We start from the raw sequence: 16,972 nt of genomic DNA, 5'->3' as shown, positions 1-16,972 counted from the left end.
AAATTCGCGGCGGTGCCGGTCTCTCGGCAGCGTCCTCTCGGTCGGTTAATTTGGACGCATGATTCATTCTAAATTGATGGTCGCCACGAGCGACTCCGCTGACGGTTCTGGTTCCAACAACGCTGGCTCAAACGTGAATTCCGACGGGGTTCAGGTGATGGCAGGCCTGGCCGATCGAAATGCGAATTTGTTTCGACGCCTGGGAATTGCGCTGGGAGATCCTGCGGCGTGGGTGGGACTGCCTGATGGAAAGAACATCGGCATCGTGCGTGACTTGGAAATGGATCGGACTCGCGCCGCGGGGCAGTTGGATTCCGTTCATTGCCCGGCTGATTTTCCGCCTGTCTCGGGTTCTGCCAGTGGCGATCGCGAAACGGCGTCCGCTCAATCCGTGGCAAGGTTTTTGCAAATTCAATCGATCGATCGGGTCGTTGTCGACCGCGCGTTCCCGCTGATCTACGCCTGGCATTTGGCCGACGCGGGAATCTCCATCGCCTACGACGATGACCTGGGCGTGATCGACCGCCGAGTCAAAACGGACCAAGAGATTGACGCTCTTCGAAAAGCTCAGTCGGTCACCGAAGCTGTCATGCGGCAGATGTGTGAAATGATTGCCACGGCGGATGTCGGTTCCGAAGGTCGGTTGATGCTCGGTGGCGAACCGTTGACCAGCGAACGAGTTCGAACGATGGCCGCCGAAGCGTTCATGAAGCGCGACTACACGATGAGCCATGGTGCAATCGTTGCCACGTTGCCCGATTCGGCCGACTGCCACCATCGAGGCGACGGCGATTTGTACACGGGCCATCCCGTGATCGTCGATCTGTTTCCGCGAGATGAGTCATCACGCTACAACGGCGACTGCACACGAACGGTGGTCCATGGCACGCCCAGCGAGACTGTTCAGAAAATGCACGCGGCGGTGGTTGCTTCGAAGGAGGCCGCCGAGGCGGTTTTGTTCCCCGGGCGAACGGGCGAAGAAGTGCAGTTGGCGGTCGAGAAAGTCTTGGTGGGTCACGGGTACCCGATCTCTCGTGGCGAGCTGACAGATGGCCCTTCGATTCAGCACGGCACCGGTCACGGAATCGGCTTGGAAGTTCACGAGCCGATCTTGCTGGATCACGGCGGAGGCGAAATGCTCGCGGGTGAAGTTTTCACGGTCGAGCCAGGCCTCTATGGTCGCCAAACTGGTGGCGTTCGCATCGAAGACATGTTGGTCGTGACGGTGGACGGTCCTGTTAATCTGAACCAGTTGCCGATGGGACTGGATTGGAATCCAAGCTAACCCTCGCTTTGATTCGGATCGGTACACTTCGTTACTGAAACGACGGCGAGTTCGGTCCCGGCATTGAGGAAACTGAAGCCATGAATGATTCAATGACTTCGATTCCTTCCCGTCGGCACGACCTGGATGCGTTGCGAGGCATCGCGATGTTGCTGGGGATTTTCTTGCATGCGGCAATCGCCTACTCGCCTGATGCGGGGCAAGGGTGGCCGATCCAAGACTCGCAAAGCAGCGATGTGGTTTCGATGTTCATTGCGATGGTGCATGGCTTTCGAATGCCGTTGTTCTTTCTGCTCAGCGGCTTCTTCACGATGATGCTGTTCCGGCGGCGCGGGGCCTCGAAACTGATCGAGCACCGCGTGTTGCGAATCGCAATTCCGTTTGTGATCGGAATGTGCACGATCATTCCCGCGATGTGGAGCGTCGCGGGATACATCCAGGCCCACCCTTCGCCCAACGCCGCCGTTTTTGACGAAACCGATCTGTTGACTCCCGTCGTTCAGGATGACTTGGCGGGCGTGGAGAAAGCCTTGTTGGAGGGCGCCGATGTCAATCAACGGTCCGAGCAAGGTGATTCGCCATTCTTGGTGGCTGCGTTCCTGGGACGCGATGACATTGCCAAGGTGTTGCTGGATCACGACGCGGATCCTGAATTGGGGAACCACAAGGGCGAGCAACCCATCGATGTGATGCGAGCGCCGTGGGGAACAACCGAGTACGTCGCTGGATTGCTGAAAATCGAAGTCGATCGGGACGACGTCGAATCCGGGCGGGAAGAAATCGCCGCGATGATGGGCGTCACGTTGTTTGAGTCACCAGCGGACCAGGCTGCTGACGGAGGCATGAGTGCCGCGAACTGGAGCGGATTGATGTTTCTGTTGTTTGAGTTTCCGGCGACGGGGCACCTGTGGTTTCTCTGGTTCTTGTGCTTCTTGGTGGCTGGGTTCGTGATTGTCATAGCGGTTACGCCGCGATCGCTGAAGTCTCGCTGGAATGCGTCGGCGCTGGCAAGTTCACCTCATTGTTTGCTTTGGTTGATTCCGCTGACGATGTTGACTCAATGGTTCATGCGGCACGAAGGCTTTGGGCCGGCGACATCGGTCGGCTTGCTTCCTCTCCCATCTGTGTTGGCGTACTACGCGTTGTTCTTTGGCTTTGGTGCGATCTACTTTGTCGCGGATGATCGCGAAGGTCGCCTGGGTCGCGGATGGAAGATCAGTTTGCCGTTGTCGCTCACCGTCTTGCTCGCGATCGGATGGATGCTGAAGAGCCAAACGTCGGGCGGCGGATTGTTCGCGTCCGTGTTGGTTCAATCCGCTTATGCTTGGATCGTGTCCTTTGGCATGATGGGGATGTTTCGAAGTGTGTTCGCACATCCCAGTCGCACGCTGCGGTACCTGTCCGATTCGAGCTACTGGTTGTACCTCGCTCACCTTCCCCTGGTGATGTATTTGCAGTACTGGGTACGAGATTGGCAGGTCGCTTGGAGCGTCAAATTCGCGGTCGTCAGTGCGATCTCCTGTGTGGTGCTGTTGATCAGCTACCAAGTTTTCGTTCGCTACACACCGATCGGATGGTTGCTCAACGGCAAACGAAAATCAACCGTGCCAAACGCGAACGAGCCGAGCACGAATGACGTGCCCGGCTCGGAAGTCGTTGCTGCTCAGCTAGTTCGTTAGTGAGACGTTTCCAGGACTTCGCCTTTGTGTTGTCCCATCTGTGAAAGCAAGTCACCAAACCAGTCCACGTTGATGTCGAAAGGTTTGCCGCCAGCGATGCGTTCAAACTCGATCGCGCGAAGTTCGTTGTTTTGGTCTTCGTCTTCGCCAACCACGCCACCGATACCTTGCATGGCACATTCGACGGCCTTCTTGGCACAGCGACCGATCAAGGCGATGTCGTCCGCATTGGCGGCAGCGGCGCGACTGAAGTAACCGCTCTTTTGCACGAGCGTTTTCTCAGCTCCCAGCATGTCAGCGAATTGTTTGCCGAACCATTTGCCAGGGTTCACGGAGTCGAGTTTGTAGTGACCGAAAGCATCTTTGGGGACGCTCTCGCCACGTGATTCCATTTCCTTGACGATGGTGTCCACGCCGGCACCTTCGGAGATGAAGATGTTGACGCAATCGATCTCGTCCATGATTGCCCGCAGACGTTTGGCTTCTTCTTCGAGATCGAAACTCATCTCAGGAACGAACACACCGTGCACGTCGCGACGTTCTTGGCTGAGTCCCATCTCGGGCAAGAAGTTGAGCGTCTGCAATCGTTCGCGATATTTGGCTGCGGTGGCGGCGGTCAACCAACCACAGTTGCGACCCATGACTTCGTGAACAATCAACATGCGTGGGTTGGCGTTGTGTTCGCCGACCACATTTTCAAAGAACTTGGCGCCTTCTTCGGCGGCCGTCCAAGCACCCAAGCTTTGTTTGATGGGGATGACATCGTTGTCGATGGTCTTGGGCAAACCAACGACCGTCAGTTGGTATTCGTGTTTGGCCAAGTAAGCGGCCAAGTCTGCGGCGGTGGTGTTGGTGTCGTCGCCACCGATGGTGTGCAACACATCGACTTCGTCCGATTGCAATCGCTCCGCGGCAACCTGCAGTGGGTCTTGGCCTTCGCTGACCAAACCGCGTTTCACACAATCGGCGACGTTGGTGAGCTTGACTCGGCTATTGCCGATCGGGCTGCCACCGTGCTGATGCAAGATCGCCGCGTTCTTCCGCGAGTGGTCGTCGACGACAAAGCTGTCGCCGAGCAACAGACCTTTGTACCCGGATCGGTAGCAGACGATTTCAATTTCAGGAGCTTGCTCTGTATAGGCTGCAATCAGGGCTCCGATGGCCGACGACAGACACGGGGCCAAGCCACCGGCGGTGAGGATTCCGACACGTTTGATCGACATGAGGTTGGTTCCGAAAGCTCAAAGGGCGCGAACGCGTGAATTTTCTAAAAGCCTATCGAATCATCGGATTTTCGTCGCCCCGTCAGGAATGGCATTCTCGGGCGGTCAATTGCACTGTTTCAAAGATTCGCGTGTGCCCACGAAACTCGTGGTCATTGAAAAAGTTAAATTGACGATTGTAAATTTGAAACTGGTTGAGCCTCAATTTGGCGAGAGGAAGATGCGGGTCGAATCGGTTTGGCCAACGGCCAAACTCAAACCAAAAGGGACCAGTTGATTCAATCCTAACCCGAAGCGTGAGCGAGGGATCGCGTGCCCTTGCAGCGAGCCTGTGGATCCCTCGCTCACGCGTCGGGTTGTGAAATCGATTAAATCAACAAGCCGAAATGGGACGAGCTGAACAAGGCCATTGGCCATCAGCTGAACTCGTGCAAATCCAACGCCCGAGCTCTGATTTTACAATTTACAATTGTCAATTTAACTTTTTCAATCGCCCCCACGCTCCTCCCTCACTCCACCACCGCCAGCAAATCTCCCGCTTCGACTTGAGTCCCCGGAGGTGTATGGATTTTGGTGACGACACCATCGGCCGGAGCATTGATTGTCGTTTCCATTTTCATGGCTTCCAGCACCAACAGCTTTTGACCTGCCTTGACCTTTTCGCCTTCGGCGGCCGCGACGGTGATCACCATGCCGGGCATCGACGCGGCGACATGAGTGGCATCCGAAGGGTCGGCTTTCACCGCGGCTTTGATGTCAACGTCCAGCGATCGATCGACGACCACCACTTCTCTCGGTTGTCCATTGAGTTCGAAGAACACCGTTCGCGTTCCATCGGGATAGGGTTGCCCGACTGCCAGGTATTTGACAATCAAACGTTTGCCCGGTTCGATGTCGACGGCGATCTCGTCGCCCGGTTCTTGCCCATAGAAGAAGTTGGGTGTCGGAAGCGTTTCCACGTCGCCATAGGTGTTGCGATGCTGCGAGTACTCTTCGAACACTTTGGGATACAGCAAGTACGTCACCGCGTCCCGATCGCTGGGTGCTTCTTGGGTCATTTCGGCGGCTTGAGCTTTCGCCGCTTCGAGATCCGCTGGTGGCATCGATGCACCCGGGCGTTCCAGCACGGGAGCTTGGTCACCGAGGATTTTCCGCATGACTTTTTCGGGGAAGCCACCCGGCGGTTGGCCCATCCGGCCGCCGATCAGGTCCAGCACGCTGGCGGGAAACGCGAGGGCTTTGTTGGTCGTCAGGACGTCTTCCGCTGACATCTCGTTGGCGACCAAGAACAACGCCATGTCACCGACGGCCTTGCTTGTCGGAGTCACCTTCACGATGTCGCCGAACAATCGGTTCACGTCCGCATAGGCGCGGCAGACTCCGGCCCACTGGTCGGCCAAGCCCAACGCACGAGCTTGCTGAAACAGGTTGGTGTATTGTCCGCCAGGCATCTCGTGGTCGTACAAGTCACCTGTTGCCGGCAAGACATCGCTTTCAAACGGTTTGTAGAATTCGCGAGCGGCTTGCCAGTAAGTTGCCAATTGAGTCAGTGATTCACTGTCGAGCGAAGATTCGCGATCGGTGAAACGAAGGGCTTCGACCAACGTGTTCAAGTTCACTTGGCTAGTTCCGCCCGACAACGGTGCCAGAGCCGCGTCCGCGATTTGCAAACCTTCACCGGCAGCCGCCATCAACGTCGACGCTTGGATGCCCGCCGTGTCGTGAGTGTGCAAGTGAATCGGCAAGTCGACTTCGTCACGCAGAGCACGCAGTAACTTCACCGCCGCGGCCGGTTTGAGCAAACCCGCCATGTCTTTGATCGCGATCATGTGAGCGCCACCCGCCTGCAGTTTCTTCGCCAGATCGACGTAGTACTTCAAGTCGTACTTGGTCCGCCGTGGGTCTTGCAGGTCGCCGGTGTAGCAGATCGATGCTTCGCAGATGCCGCCTTCTTCGATCACAGCGTCCATCGCCACACGCATGTTTTCTTCCCAGTTCAACGCGTCGAAGACACGGAACACATCCATGCCCGCTTGGACCGCTTCGCGAACGAACATTCGCACGACGTTGTCGGGATAATTGGTGTAGCCAACCGCGTTGCTGGCTCGCAGCAACATTTGCGTCAGGATGTTGGGAACCGCTGCGCGAAGGTCAGCCAGACGTTGCCATGGCGATTCCTTGAGGAATCGCATCGATGTGTCAAACGTCGCTCCGCCCCACATTTCAAGCGAGAACAATTGCGGGGCCAGGTGAGCGTAGGCCGGAGCGATGCGGAGCATGTCGTTGGTGCGAACTCGCGTGGCCAGCAACGATTGGTGCGCGTCACGCATCGTCGTGTCGGTCAGCAGCAGACCCTTTTGTTCGCGAATCCAACGCACCAAACCATCGGCGCCTTCTTCTCGGAAGATGTCAGCGGTTCCGCGAGGCGGTTTGGCTGCGGTCGGGATGTCGGGAACGGGAGCCGGTTCGCGACGGACGGCAGGCGGGCGTCCCGTGACAAGCGAGTTGCCGTTGACGATCGTTTCGCCCAAGAACGTCAGCAGCTTGGTGGCTCGGTCTCGCCGGCGTGGCAAACGGAACAGTTCCGGCGTTGTGTCGATCAACCGCGTCGTGGCTTCGCCGGCCAAGAACGTGGGATGATTCACCAGCCGGGTCAGAAACGGAATGTTCGTTTTCACGCCACGAATTCGGAATTCGTGCAAGCAACGATCCATCCGGCGAGCCGCCGCGGCCAGGGTGGGAGCTCGCGCGGTGACCTTCACCAACATGGAATCGTAGAAGGGATTGACGACGGCACCACTGAATGCCGTGCCCGCATCGAGCCGAACGCCCAACCCAGCCGCACTGCGGTAGTGGCTGATGCGGCCATAGTCAGGGCGGAAATCGGCGGCGGGATCTTCCGTCGTGATCCGGCACTGCATCGCGAATCCCATGGTTCGGATGCCATCTTGCGATGGCAGCCCGACTTCTTCGCTAGGAAGAGGATGGCCCTGCGCGACCAAGATTTGGTTGCGAACAATGTCGATGCCGGTGACTTCTTCCGTCACCGTGTGTTCGACTTGAATGCGTGGGTTGACCTCGATGAAGTAGAACTCGTCTTTGTCGACGTCGAGCAAGAACTCGACCGTTCCCGCGTTCTCGTAGCCACCGCTTTCTTTGCCGACCGCGCGTCCGATTCGCAGCGCCGCATCGCAAATCGCGTCTCGCATTTCAGTCGATAGGTTGGGAGCGGGTGCGAGTTCGACCACCTTTTGGTGCCGTCGTTGGACGCTGCAGTCGCGTTCATACAAATGAACCAAGTTGCCATGTCGGTCACCGAGTAATTGAACTTCCAAGTGCCGGGCACGTTGGACGAAACGTTCCAGGAACACTTCATCGCTTCCGAATGCCGTCTTGGCTTCGCGTTGAGCGGAATCAAGCGAGCTGGCCAATTCGCTCGGTTCCATCACGACTCGCATGCCTCGACCGCCGCCACCCTTGGCCGCTTTGAGCATGATCGGGTAGCCAAGTTTTTCCGCGGCATCGGTGGCTTCTTTGATCGAAGCGATGGCTTGAGCGGTTCCACCCAACACGGGCACGCCAGCGATCTCGGCCAAACGACGGGCGCTGGTCTTGTCACCCAAATCTCGCAAGCTTTGTTCGCTGGGACCGACAAACAAGATGCCTGCGTCCGTCAGTGCTTTCGCGAAATCGGGGTTCTCGGACAGGAATCCGTAACCTGGGTGCACCGCGTCGATGTGGTGCTTTAAGCACAACCCGACAATCGCGTCGATGTTGAGGTAGGACCGGATCGGTTCGCCGGGCGTCCCGATTTGGTAGGCCTCGTCGGCTTTGAATCGGTGCAACGCGTAGCGGTCTTCATGAGAATAAATCGCGACGGTGCGAATGCCCAATTCGTGAGCCGAGCGAAACACTCGTGTGGCAATTTCGCTGCGATTGGCAGCCAAGATTTTGCGGATCGGACGAATGTTTACGGAGTCTGTGGCAGCGTTCGATTCAGCGACGGTCATCGGGGCATCCATTGCGGGGAAGTCGTAGTCGATTTGCTAATCTACACGTTTCGAAACGCTCGTTCAGCAACTGGAACGACTTGATCTGCCTGCAAAAGCAATTGTTGTTCTGAGACCGGTTTCGGCAGCGGTTCGAGGTGACGGATGAAGTCAGCAATCACGCCTTCACTCCCAACGATCGACCCTCGCTACCACCGTCAAACCTGTAGCTCGGTGGTCCCCACCGAGACCCGCACCAAACACGCGGGCTCACAAAACAACTTCACCGAACCACCACCGATCACTTTGTCGGCGTGATCACTCAACGCCTTCGGTGATGCGACCATGCAGATGCTCGATGCAGGTTGCAATCAGCGCCGTCCAACCGGTTTGGTGACTCGCGCCCAAGCCTTCGCCGGTGTCGCCGTTGAAGTATTCGTAGAACAAGATTTGGTCCTGCCACAACGATTCGTCGCTCGTCATCCCGCTACCACGCAAACACGGACGAGATCCACCTTCCGCGGGCGACGAAAAGATGTTTGACATCCGCCGATTCAGTTCATCGGCCACCTCGCGAAGATTCATCTTCACGCCTGATCCTGTGGGACATTCGACTTGGATGTCGTCGCCATAGAACTCGTGGTACCGCTGAAGGGCTTCGATCAACAAGTAGCTGGTCGGGAACCAGATCGGCCCTCGCCAGTTGCTGTTGCCACCAAACATCCAGCTGTCGGATTCGCCGGGCACGTAGGCGACCGTGTGTTCTTTGCCACGGACCGTGACGCGGAAGGGTTCGGTTTCGTGTTTCTTGGAGAGCGAACGAATCCCAAAGTCGGAGAGAAACTCCGATTCATCGAGCAGAATCTCCAAGACACGTTCCAAGCGTTCTTGCGTCGGAATGGAAATCAACATTCGGTGGTGGCGTTTCGTCGTTTGACAAAACGTGATGTGCTGGACCAAGTCATGTCGATTGTTCAGGAACCATTCCAATCGATTGCGGAAACCGGGCAAGTCCGCCAGCAGGTCTTCGTCCAAGATCTCGACCGCAATCAGTGGCAATAACCCAACCAACGATTTGACTCGCATCGGATGGGTCTCGCCGTCGATCTGCAATTGGTCGTAATAAAACCCGTCATCTTCGTCCCACAGTCCACCGCTTTCACCACCGTTCATCGCGTCGACGATGCGGATGAAGTGATCGAGGAATTTCGAGGCCATGTCGGAATACGATCGATCATGGCGAGCGAGCTCGAGAGCCATCGACATCATCGTGCCGCAGTAGAATGCCATCCAAGCGGTTCCATCGGCCTGTTCCAGTTCGGCTCCTTCGGGCAACCCTTTGCTGCGGTCGAAGACGCCGATGTTATCCAGTCCCAGGAACCCGCCAGCGAAAACGTTGTCGCCGTTGCTGTCGACCTGGTTCACCCACCAAGTGAAATTGACCAGCAACCGCTGGAAGGCTTGCGAGAGAAACTTGTAATCGCGTTTGCCTGATTCGGCTTCCATTTGGAAGACACGCAAACACGCCCACGCATGCACCGGCGGGTTCACGTCGTCGAAGTAGAACTCGTAAGCCGGCAACTGACCGTTGGGATGCATGTACCATTCCCGCAGCAGCACCATCAATTGCTTCTTTGCAAAAGCGGGGTCGATGCGAGCCGCTGGGATCATGTGAAACGCTAGATCCCAGGCGGCGAACCATGGGTATTCCCACTTGTCCGGCATCGACAAAACATCGCGAGCGTAGAGGTGCCGCCAGTCTTTGTTGCGACCTTCGTGACGTGCATCGGGAGGCGTCATCACATCGCGATCACCGTCCAACCAATCGGCGACGATGTAGTGATAAAACTGCTTCGTCCACATCAGCCCCGCGTAGGCTTGCCGAGAGACAAGACGCTGCTCGTCGGTTGCTTTGGGCGGGATGATGGCTTGATAGAACTCGTCGGCTTCTTCGCGCCGCTGAGTCAAGACGTTGTCAAAGTCGTCGCTCAGGTCCGGGTGAAACTCGCCGACCTTTTCTTTCTCGCTCAAGCGAACTTTGACATGTCGTGTTTCGCCGGGTGCCAAGTTCCAACGATACAGGGCCGCGACTTTGGTTCCGTGTCGCTTGGGGTTCACCGCGTCGGTTTGATCGTCGATGACGTACCGATGGAAGGCGTCTTTTGTGTACGGCGAGAAGTTTTCGGTGCCAAACAAATGTTCGGAATTGGTTTCGTTTTCTGTGAACAGCAGTTCGCTGTCCGGCTGATTCTCAAACGCACAAACAAACGGTTCCAGCGTGTCGTGTCGCGTTTGAACGATGTGCGAATCAATCGCTTGAATGGTGGGCTTTGCCGTGCAGCCTTCGTGCAAACATCCCCAAACCCAAGTGTTGCGGAACCACAGCGTTGGCAGCAATGTGATGTCGTGAGCGTCGGGGCCTTGATTGGTGATCGCAATGTCAATCAACAAATCGTTGTCCGACGCTTTCGCGTAGGTCGCCGTGACATCGAAGAAGCGATTCTCGTCCAGCAATCCTGTGTCGATCAGCTCATATTCGCGATCGTTCAACCCGCGTTGTGCATTGATGCTGACCAGATCACGGTACGGGTATCGCTGTTGCGGGTAGCGATACATCGCCTTGGCGTAGGAATGCGTCGGCGTCGAATCCAGGTAGTAGTAGAGTTCTTTGACGTCTTCGCCGTGGTTGCCTTCCGGACCGGTGAGTCCAAACAGGCGTTCTTTCAGAATCGTGTCGTTGCCATTCCATAGTGCGATTGAAAAACACAATCGGCATTGGCGGTCGGAGAATCCGAGCAAACCGTCTTCGCCCCAGCGATAGGCGCGACTGCGAGCGTGCTCGTGCGGGAAATCGCTCCAGGAGTTACCACCCTCGGAGTAGTCTTCTCGAACCGTTCCCCATTGACGCTCGGAAAGGTACGGCCCCCAACGTTTCCAGTTCTTTTCGCGGCGTTCGTCTTCGTCGAGTCGTTGCTGTTCGGACGTCGTCATGAAGATGCTCGTTGTCTGCGTCGCCAAAGAAACCCGTCCAGAACGTAATGCGTGATCTGGGGGACCGCCAAGGCGGGGGCCAACCAAACGGATGCTTCCGCCATAGTTTCTCCCGCCGAATTCGCGAAACCAGGGGGCATCCAAGCGAACAACCAACCGCGTTCCTGCCAGATCCCAAAGTCCCACAGCATTTCTTCTGCGTAGGCGAGGATCCAGACCACGCCCAGAAACAACGCGATTCGGCCGGTGTTGGTTTGCCATCGCGACGTCGGGCGAGACGGATGAGTTGAAGCTTGATCAGTTGCCGAATCAGAGTTCTCTGCGATCCGGCACCATCGATACCAATAGATCAGCACCATGTACGGCACGCCGTGAATGATGACGTTGGTGACCGTGAACGCGTAATCGGAATTGAACGTGATGATGCCGATGTACCAGCACACCGCCGTCGTCAAAACCACAATGTCCTTGCCCGGATTCCAGGCCCCGTCACGGAAACCTCGGTGCAGGCTGCGAGCGGCGTAGGTCAACATGCTGAGCCAGTAGATTGGCATCACGATCGTTGCCGCGATCTCCGGCACCTGAATGAAGTCGCCTTCGGCGAACCACCAGAAGTGCCTCGGTAAATGAGCGTGCCAGTGGATCAGCGGATACAGCGTGGCCAAGTAAATCGCTGACGCATCGATCCACCAGCCGACTCTTTCGTGGTCGCTTTCTCGTGATCGATAGAGAGCGACCCAGCCGTATTGTTGTCGGATGAAATGGAAGACCGCGAGATACGCGAGGACGCTCCAGAATAGCGTCACGCTTTCGCTGTAGATCGCACCGCCGATCGCAAATGCGAGCACCGGGGTCAGTCCGTACAACCAAGGCCGCCGGCGAAGTTCGTTGCCGTCAAAGTAAACACGAAAACCCGTGGCGTAAACGTGAGCGACATCGATCAGCAAGATCGTCGCGACCCAAGTCCAACCGGGTGTTTCGTCGTGAAGAAACCCGAGTGCGGCACCGAGCGGCAGCATCGCCAGGGCGACCAACGCGCTGCCGCCGAACGTTGCCAAATCAACCGCGGGTGAGAACAACCACGGCAAGCGTTCCAGGCTGTGTCGCGAAGGGGATGCGGAGTCGCAGGTCGTCATTCGCGGTCACAGCGTGGAGAAGTTGATTCTGGATCGAGCCTCGCTCGCACGTTCAGTCGACCGTGCTTCCCCACCAATTCTTGTTGGGTTTCCAGTTGGGTTCCAGCATCGCCGCTTCGCGTTTTTCCAGGCGTTCTTTGTTGGGGCCGTGAGCGCGAGCCCAACGTTGCTTGGCCTTTTCAGGATCGAAACGTGGGTCGGGTTCTGGGAATTTCGCGTCGACCGATTTGAGGTACGCCAGCAGTTCTTTTCGCATGGCTGCGACTCGTTCAGGTTGCTCCGACGCGAGGTCATTTTGTTCGCCAATGTCCGTGGGCAAATGGTACAGCTCGTCGTGTGAATCCAGGTGGTAATGGATCAGCTTGTAGTCACCGGTTCGGATCACCGACGAGGGTTCACCACCTTGGTTGCCGTAGTGTGGGTAGTGCCAAATCAGCGAACGTTGCTCCAGCGATTCGTCTTTGCCGCTGGTCAACACGGTTTCCAGTGACCGGCCGTCGACGTGTTGCTGCGGACGCAGAGGCAAATTGCAAACGTCCAGAATTGTGGGATACAAATCGGAGCCAATCACAGGCACATCGCTGGTGGAATTCTCAGGGACGATCGCTGGTATCGAAACGTAGTAGGGCTCGCGCAGTCCGCCTTCCCATTGTCGGCCCTTGCCGCCGCGGTGTGGCAAGTTGCTGGTCGAGTAAGCGTCGCCGGAGGAGACACCGCCGTTGTCTCCGGTGAAGATGACCAAAGTGTTGTCGGCTTTGCCGGATGCTTCGATCGCCGCCATCACGTCGCCGACCGCGTTGTCGAGTGTTTCCATCATGCCGGCGTACACCGGGTTGTCTTGAATTTGACGAACGGGCAACGTGCGATCGATCTTGAACCGATTGCCGTCGGCGGGTGGCGTCGGTGCTGATTCTCGGTACTTCTGCCAGAGTTCTTGCGTGGTTTGGATCGGCCCGTGGACGGCGTAGAACGAAAGCATCGCGAAGTAGGGCTGGTCGTCTTGTCCTTCGATGAACGAAGCCGTTTCTTTTCCCAACCGACGCGTCAGCGATTCACCATCAGGCCCGTTCTCCATCACCGGGTTTTTGTAAGGTGCGAAGAAGCCACCGGGAGGGCTGCCGCGATGGTGGCCACCGATGTTGATGTCAAAACCGTGGTCGGTCGGCATTGAGCCTTCGCCGCCCAAGTGCCACTTGCCGGCAAAGAACGTTTTGTAGCCCGATTCGCGAAGAGCTTCTGGCAGGGTCACGTCACTCGCTGGCATTGCATGGACGTACTCGGCCGGCAGCAGTTCGTCGCCACGGTTGAAGTTCATGCCGGTCTTGGCACCGATCCAGTCCGTGATTCCGTGGCGAGCGGTGAACTGCCCCAGTTGAATGCTGGCTCGCGAGGGGCTGCAGACGCGGCAGTTGGCATAGCCTGCCGTGAATCGCATGCCTCGTTTGGCGAGTGCGTCGATGTGAGGCGTTTGGTGAAATTTGCTGCCTTCGATTCCGATGTCATGCAGGCCCAAATCGTCGACCAAAATCAGCACCACGTTGGGGCGAGCGTCCTCGGCTTTGGCCTGCGAGATGGACAAGCATGCAAACGTGATGGTCGCAAACAGCATCCAAAGCAGTGTCGACGAAGGAACGTCGAGCGAGCCAATGGTGATGGCTCTCTCGCGAGTCGAATGTGGCGTTGTAGGTCGGGGAACGAAGCTGGTTGGTCGCATGAAGGAAGCTCTCGGAGACGCGGACTCGATGTGGCTAACAATGTAGCTCCGCAAATCAGTCCCGTGCAAATCACCGAGTGGGCAGAGCTGGTGTCGTCAAAAGTGTCTCGCCATGAGGTGTCAGGTTGGTGCCAGTGTCATCAAGATGATAGCTCGTGTGAAGCTGGATTGGCAGGTCGTGAGAATTGTTTTTTGTTTCTAAGTCGTTTGTGAGTCGTGTCTTATGGGGAGAGAGTCCAGTTTGCGTGGCAGTTTGGCATCCGCCTCGCATCAGGGAATGCTGTCTCGATGAGGATGTCGGGGAATGGATCAAGGACGGCTTCTCCCAATGGACCACTAGGACTCAAGCACATGACACGCTCACTTCGGACTTTCGCCACGGGCACTTTCTTCGCCGCCATGGTTGCTGTGTTGGCCGGGCCGCAAACCGCCCAAGCCGGACACGATTCGCCGCTGTACGTCGCCGCAGATCGCTATCGCGATGCCGTCAGCCACTTTGAAGACGAGGCCCGGCGGGTTCGAAGCCTGGATCGTGGTGTGTTGCGTTTGATCGACGATTTCGAAGACCAAACCAGCGACGTTCGTTCCGCCGCTCGACATCCTGATCGCTCGGATCGATTGGCTCGGGAGTTCAATGACGTCCAGTTCCTGCAGGCACAAACTGAACAAGCCGTCTTCGGCAGCGGATGCCCGATCATCGCCCGAGCACTCACGCGTTGTTGGAGCGATGTGCTGGGTTCGTTTGCCGCGCTCCAGCAGCAAATGGCCTACGTCCAGCCTTACGTTTCGGCTCGCCCAGCGGTGACCTGTGACGTTCATCATCAAAGCCGCTATTCGGCACCGACCTACCCAGCGAGTCGTCCGGTTGTCTTCCCTGGTCAAACGCCGTTGCCACTTCCACGGACCGTGCCGCATGTGCAGCAGAAACCAATCAGCTATCCCCACCGCAATTCGCGTGACTTCGGCTCACATGATTTCAACCGAGGTTCTTCGCATCGCGACGCTCCTCGTCCCGGCAACTACCGAGCCTCGATTCCTTCACGGAAGTCGGTGCCCAAGGGAGCTGAAATTGGTTTGGTGTTGTTGAATAGCTTTTTGAATCGGTAGCAAACGGTTGGGGCTTGATGGCCGAACGCGAAGATCATCACGGACGACGGCCCCATCCGGGGCGGCGGTGTGATGTCTACCAATGTTCTCGGGGCTCCCACCCCGAGCTAAGGATGCCGGCCCCTGCCGGGGCGAATAGGGATGGATGGCTCCGGAGGAGCCCGCGTTCATAGCTCGGGGCGGAAGCCTCGAGACCACCATCCCAAAGAAAATCAGGCCGCCCCGGCAGGGGCCGTCGTCGATGATGCGCCACAAATTGGCCCCACGGCAAATCGTGATGGAGATGAAGTATGGTAGGCGTCCCCACGCCCACCCCTCCCCACGAAGGATTCTCGCGATGCGAGCCTTGCTCCAACTGCCGTTTTCGTCTCACCAAGTTGACTCCCCGTTGGTCTGGATCTTGCGAAGCTTGATCGTGACCCTCGTCCTGTCGGCTTCCTCGATCAACGGTTTCGCGGAGAAGCCCAAGAACGTGTTGCTGATCTGTGTTGATGACTTGCGACCTGAGTTGGGCTGTTATGGAGCGGACTACATCTCGTCGCCCAACATTGATTCACTCGCCGCCAAAGGCATTCAGTTCAATCGGCATTTTGTGCAGGCCCCGACCTGCGGTGCATCTCGGTTTGCGATGCTGACTGGTTGCTATGGTCCTTCGGGAAACCACGCGTTGTTTTCGCGAGCCAAGCGGATGGCGAAGGACTCAAGTTCCGTCACCCCGTCGATGCCGCGTTGGTTCCGCGATCATGGGTACACCAGCGTTTCCGTCGGCAAGGTCTCGCATCATCCCGGCGGTCGTGGCGGAGCGGACTGGAACAAAGAGGACGAGATTGAAATGCCAGGTGCTTGGGACCGGCACCGGATGCCCACTGGTCCGTGGCAGCATCCTCGCGGTGCCATGCACGGGTTGGCCGATGGCGAGATTCGCAAAGACGCCAGCCAAATGGATGTGTTTCAATCGGAAGGCGGCGAGGAGAAGTACCCCGATGATTTGATTCTGGAAACGTCGCTGGATGAGCTTGCCACGTTGGCAAAGGACGCCGCCGACAAGCCATTCTTTTTGGCGGTCGGGTTCATTCGTCCGCACCTGCCCTTTGGGGCTCCCGCCGAGCACATGGAACCTTACCGGCAGACCGTGTTGCCGAGGATCGAGCATCCCAACAAGCCATCCGGTCAAACGACTTGGCATCGATCCGGTGAATTCATGCGGTACAACCGCTGGGGCAAGGATCCCAACCAAGACGCCGAATTCGCGGAGGCCGTCCGGCGGCACTACGCCGCTTCCGTTTCTTATGCGGATGCGAATGTGGGCGAGGTGTTGAAGCAACTCGATGAACTGGGGCTGCGAGAGTCCACCGTCGTGGTCGTTTGGGGAGATCACGGCTGGCACTTGGGCGAACATGCGATTTGGGGCAAGCACGCTTTGTTCGAAGAGTCGCTGCACTCGCCGCTGATCATTCACGATCCGTCGATGATCAACGCCAGCCAAACGGACGCGATCGTGGAAACGATCGATGTGTTTCCAACCTTGTGCGAGCTCACCAATTTGCCGTCGCCGCCTAAGGTCGATGGCGAGTCGTTGGTGCCCGTGTTGAAAGACCCGGCATCATCGGAAGGCGAAGCGGTTTCGTATGCGAAGGCGACGACGATTCGCACCTCCACGCATCGTTTGATCTCGCATCCGAAGGGTTTTTATGAGCTGTACGATCATGAAACGGACCCCGGCGAAACCAAAAACGTCGCCGACGAGAACCTTGAGTTGGTTCAGCAGTTGCAACAACGTTTGAAAGAACGCTTGGTCAACCGTCAGCAGTTCTGAGCAGACAAAGTGGCATAGGCTTCCAGCCTGTG

At 57.2% G+C, this 16,972-nt stretch carries 9 protein-coding genes; 4 read left to right on the top strand and 5 right to left on the bottom strand.

Going from position 1 to position 16,972, the window contains the following annotated elements; translation table 11 throughout:
- Positions 1 to 58 precede the first annotated feature (58 nt).
- Together CEE69_RS16520 and CEE69_RS16515 are read left to right on the top strand one after the other, a co-directional pair.
- On the top strand, positions 59 to 1,285 hold the full coding sequence (locus CEE69_RS16520) for a M24 family metallopeptidase (RefSeq protein ID WP_099261728.1): 1,227 nt from the start codon (positions 59 to 61) through the stop codon (positions 1,283 to 1,285).
- An 80-nt stretch (positions 1,286 to 1,365) separates the two neighbouring features.
- Positions 1,366 to 2,964: an acyltransferase family protein gene (locus CEE69_RS16515; RefSeq protein ID WP_233215301.1), complete on the top strand. Its 1,599-nt coding sequence runs from the start codon at positions 1,366 to 1,368 to the stop codon at positions 2,962 to 2,964.
- Here the strand turns inward: CEE69_RS16515 and CEE69_RS16510 are convergent.
- The 5 genes from CEE69_RS16510 to CEE69_RS16485 form a co-directional block, all read right to left on the bottom strand.
- On the bottom strand, positions 2,961 to 4,187 hold the full coding sequence (locus CEE69_RS16510; protein ID WP_099261726.1) for a pyrophosphate--fructose-6-phosphate 1-phosphotransferase: 1,227 nt from the start codon (positions 4,185 to 4,187) through the stop codon (positions 2,961 to 2,963). The two genes, CEE69_RS16515 and CEE69_RS16510, sit on opposite strands and share 4 nt — an antisense overlap.
- 509 nt (positions 4,188 to 4,696) lie before the next feature.
- A complete protein-coding gene (locus CEE69_RS16500; RefSeq protein WP_099261724.1) occupies positions 4,697 to 8,209 on the bottom strand; it encodes a pyruvate carboxylase in 3,513 nt (1,170 codons plus the stop codon).
- Between the two features lie 285 nt (positions 8,210 to 8,494).
- Positions 8,495 to 11,167, bottom strand: a complete 2,673-nt coding sequence (locus tag CEE69_RS16495) for an MGH1-like glycoside hydrolase domain-containing protein (protein WP_099261723.1) — start codon at positions 11,165 to 11,167, stop codon at positions 8,495 to 8,497.
- Positions 11,164 to 12,303 carry a hypothetical protein gene (locus CEE69_RS16490; protein ID WP_099261722.1) on the bottom strand — a complete coding sequence of 380 codons (1,140 nt, stop codon included), beginning with the start codon at positions 12,301 to 12,303 and terminating at the stop codon, positions 11,164 to 11,166. The genes CEE69_RS16495 and CEE69_RS16490 overlap by 4 nt, the downstream gene beginning before the upstream one ends.
- Positions 12,304 to 12,355: 52 nt before the next feature.
- A complete protein-coding gene (locus CEE69_RS16485; protein WP_099261721.1) occupies positions 12,356 to 14,017 on the bottom strand; it encodes a sulfatase in 1,662 nt (553 codons plus the stop codon).
- A gap of 351 nt (positions 14,018 to 14,368) precedes the next feature.
- On the opposite strand from CEE69_RS16485, the gene CEE69_RS16475 reads away from it, so the two are divergent.
- Positions 14,369 to 15,124 carry a hypothetical protein gene (locus CEE69_RS16475; protein ID WP_233215300.1) on the top strand — a complete coding sequence of 252 codons (756 nt, stop codon included), beginning with the start codon at positions 14,369 to 14,371 and terminating at the stop codon, positions 15,122 to 15,124.
- Positions 15,125 to 15,461: 337 nt separating this feature from the next.
- The gene (locus tag CEE69_RS16470) at positions 15,462 to 16,940 is read left to right on the top strand and encodes a sulfatase (protein ID WP_099261718.1); all 1,479 of its coding nucleotides are present in this window, start codon (positions 15,462 to 15,464) and stop codon (positions 16,938 to 16,940) included.
- Positions 16,941 to 16,972: the final 32 nt, after the last annotated feature.

The sequence above is a fragment of the Rhodopirellula bahusiensis genome (genome assembly GCF_002727185.1).
Lineage (GTDB): Bacteria > Planctomycetota > Planctomycetia > Pirellulales > Pirellulaceae > Rhodopirellula > Rhodopirellula bahusiensis.
The sequence above is the reverse complement of the archived record's forward strand: the minus strand, read 5'-3'. Positions and strand labels throughout refer to the sequence as shown.

What these genes read in the sequence shown, in the direction of transcription:
- CEE69_RS16520 (WP_099261728.1), top strand. Translation starts at nt 59, where the DNA reads ATGATTCATTCTAAATTGATGGTCGCCACGAGCGACTCCGCTGACGGT.
- CEE69_RS16515 (WP_233215301.1), top strand. Translation starts at nt 1,366, where the DNA reads ATGAATGATTCAATGACTTCGATTCCTTCCCGTCGGCACGACCTGGAT.
- CEE69_RS16510 (WP_099261726.1), bottom strand. Translation starts at nt 4,187, where the DNA reads ATGTCGATCAAACGTGTCGGAATCCTCACCGCCGGTGGCTTGGCCCCG.
- CEE69_RS16500 (WP_099261724.1), bottom strand. Translation starts at nt 8,209, where the DNA reads ATGGATGCCCCGATGACCGTCGCTGAATCGAACGCTGCCACAGACTCC.
- CEE69_RS16495 (WP_099261723.1), bottom strand. Translation starts at nt 11,167, where the DNA reads ATGACGACGTCCGAACAGCAACGACTCGACGAAGACGAACGCCGCGAA.
- CEE69_RS16490 (WP_099261722.1), bottom strand. Translation starts at nt 12,303, where the DNA reads ATGACGACCTGCGACTCCGCATCCCCTTCGCGACACAGCCTGGAACGC.
- CEE69_RS16485 (WP_099261721.1), bottom strand. Translation starts at nt 14,017, where the DNA reads ATGCGACCAACCAGCTTCGTTCCCCGACCTACAACGCCACATTCGACT.
- CEE69_RS16475 (WP_233215300.1), top strand. Translation starts at nt 14,369, where the DNA reads ATGACACGCTCACTTCGGACTTTCGCCACGGGCACTTTCTTCGCCGCC.
- CEE69_RS16470 (WP_099261718.1), top strand. Translation starts at nt 15,462, where the DNA reads ATGCGAGCCTTGCTCCAACTGCCGTTTTCGTCTCACCAAGTTGACTCC.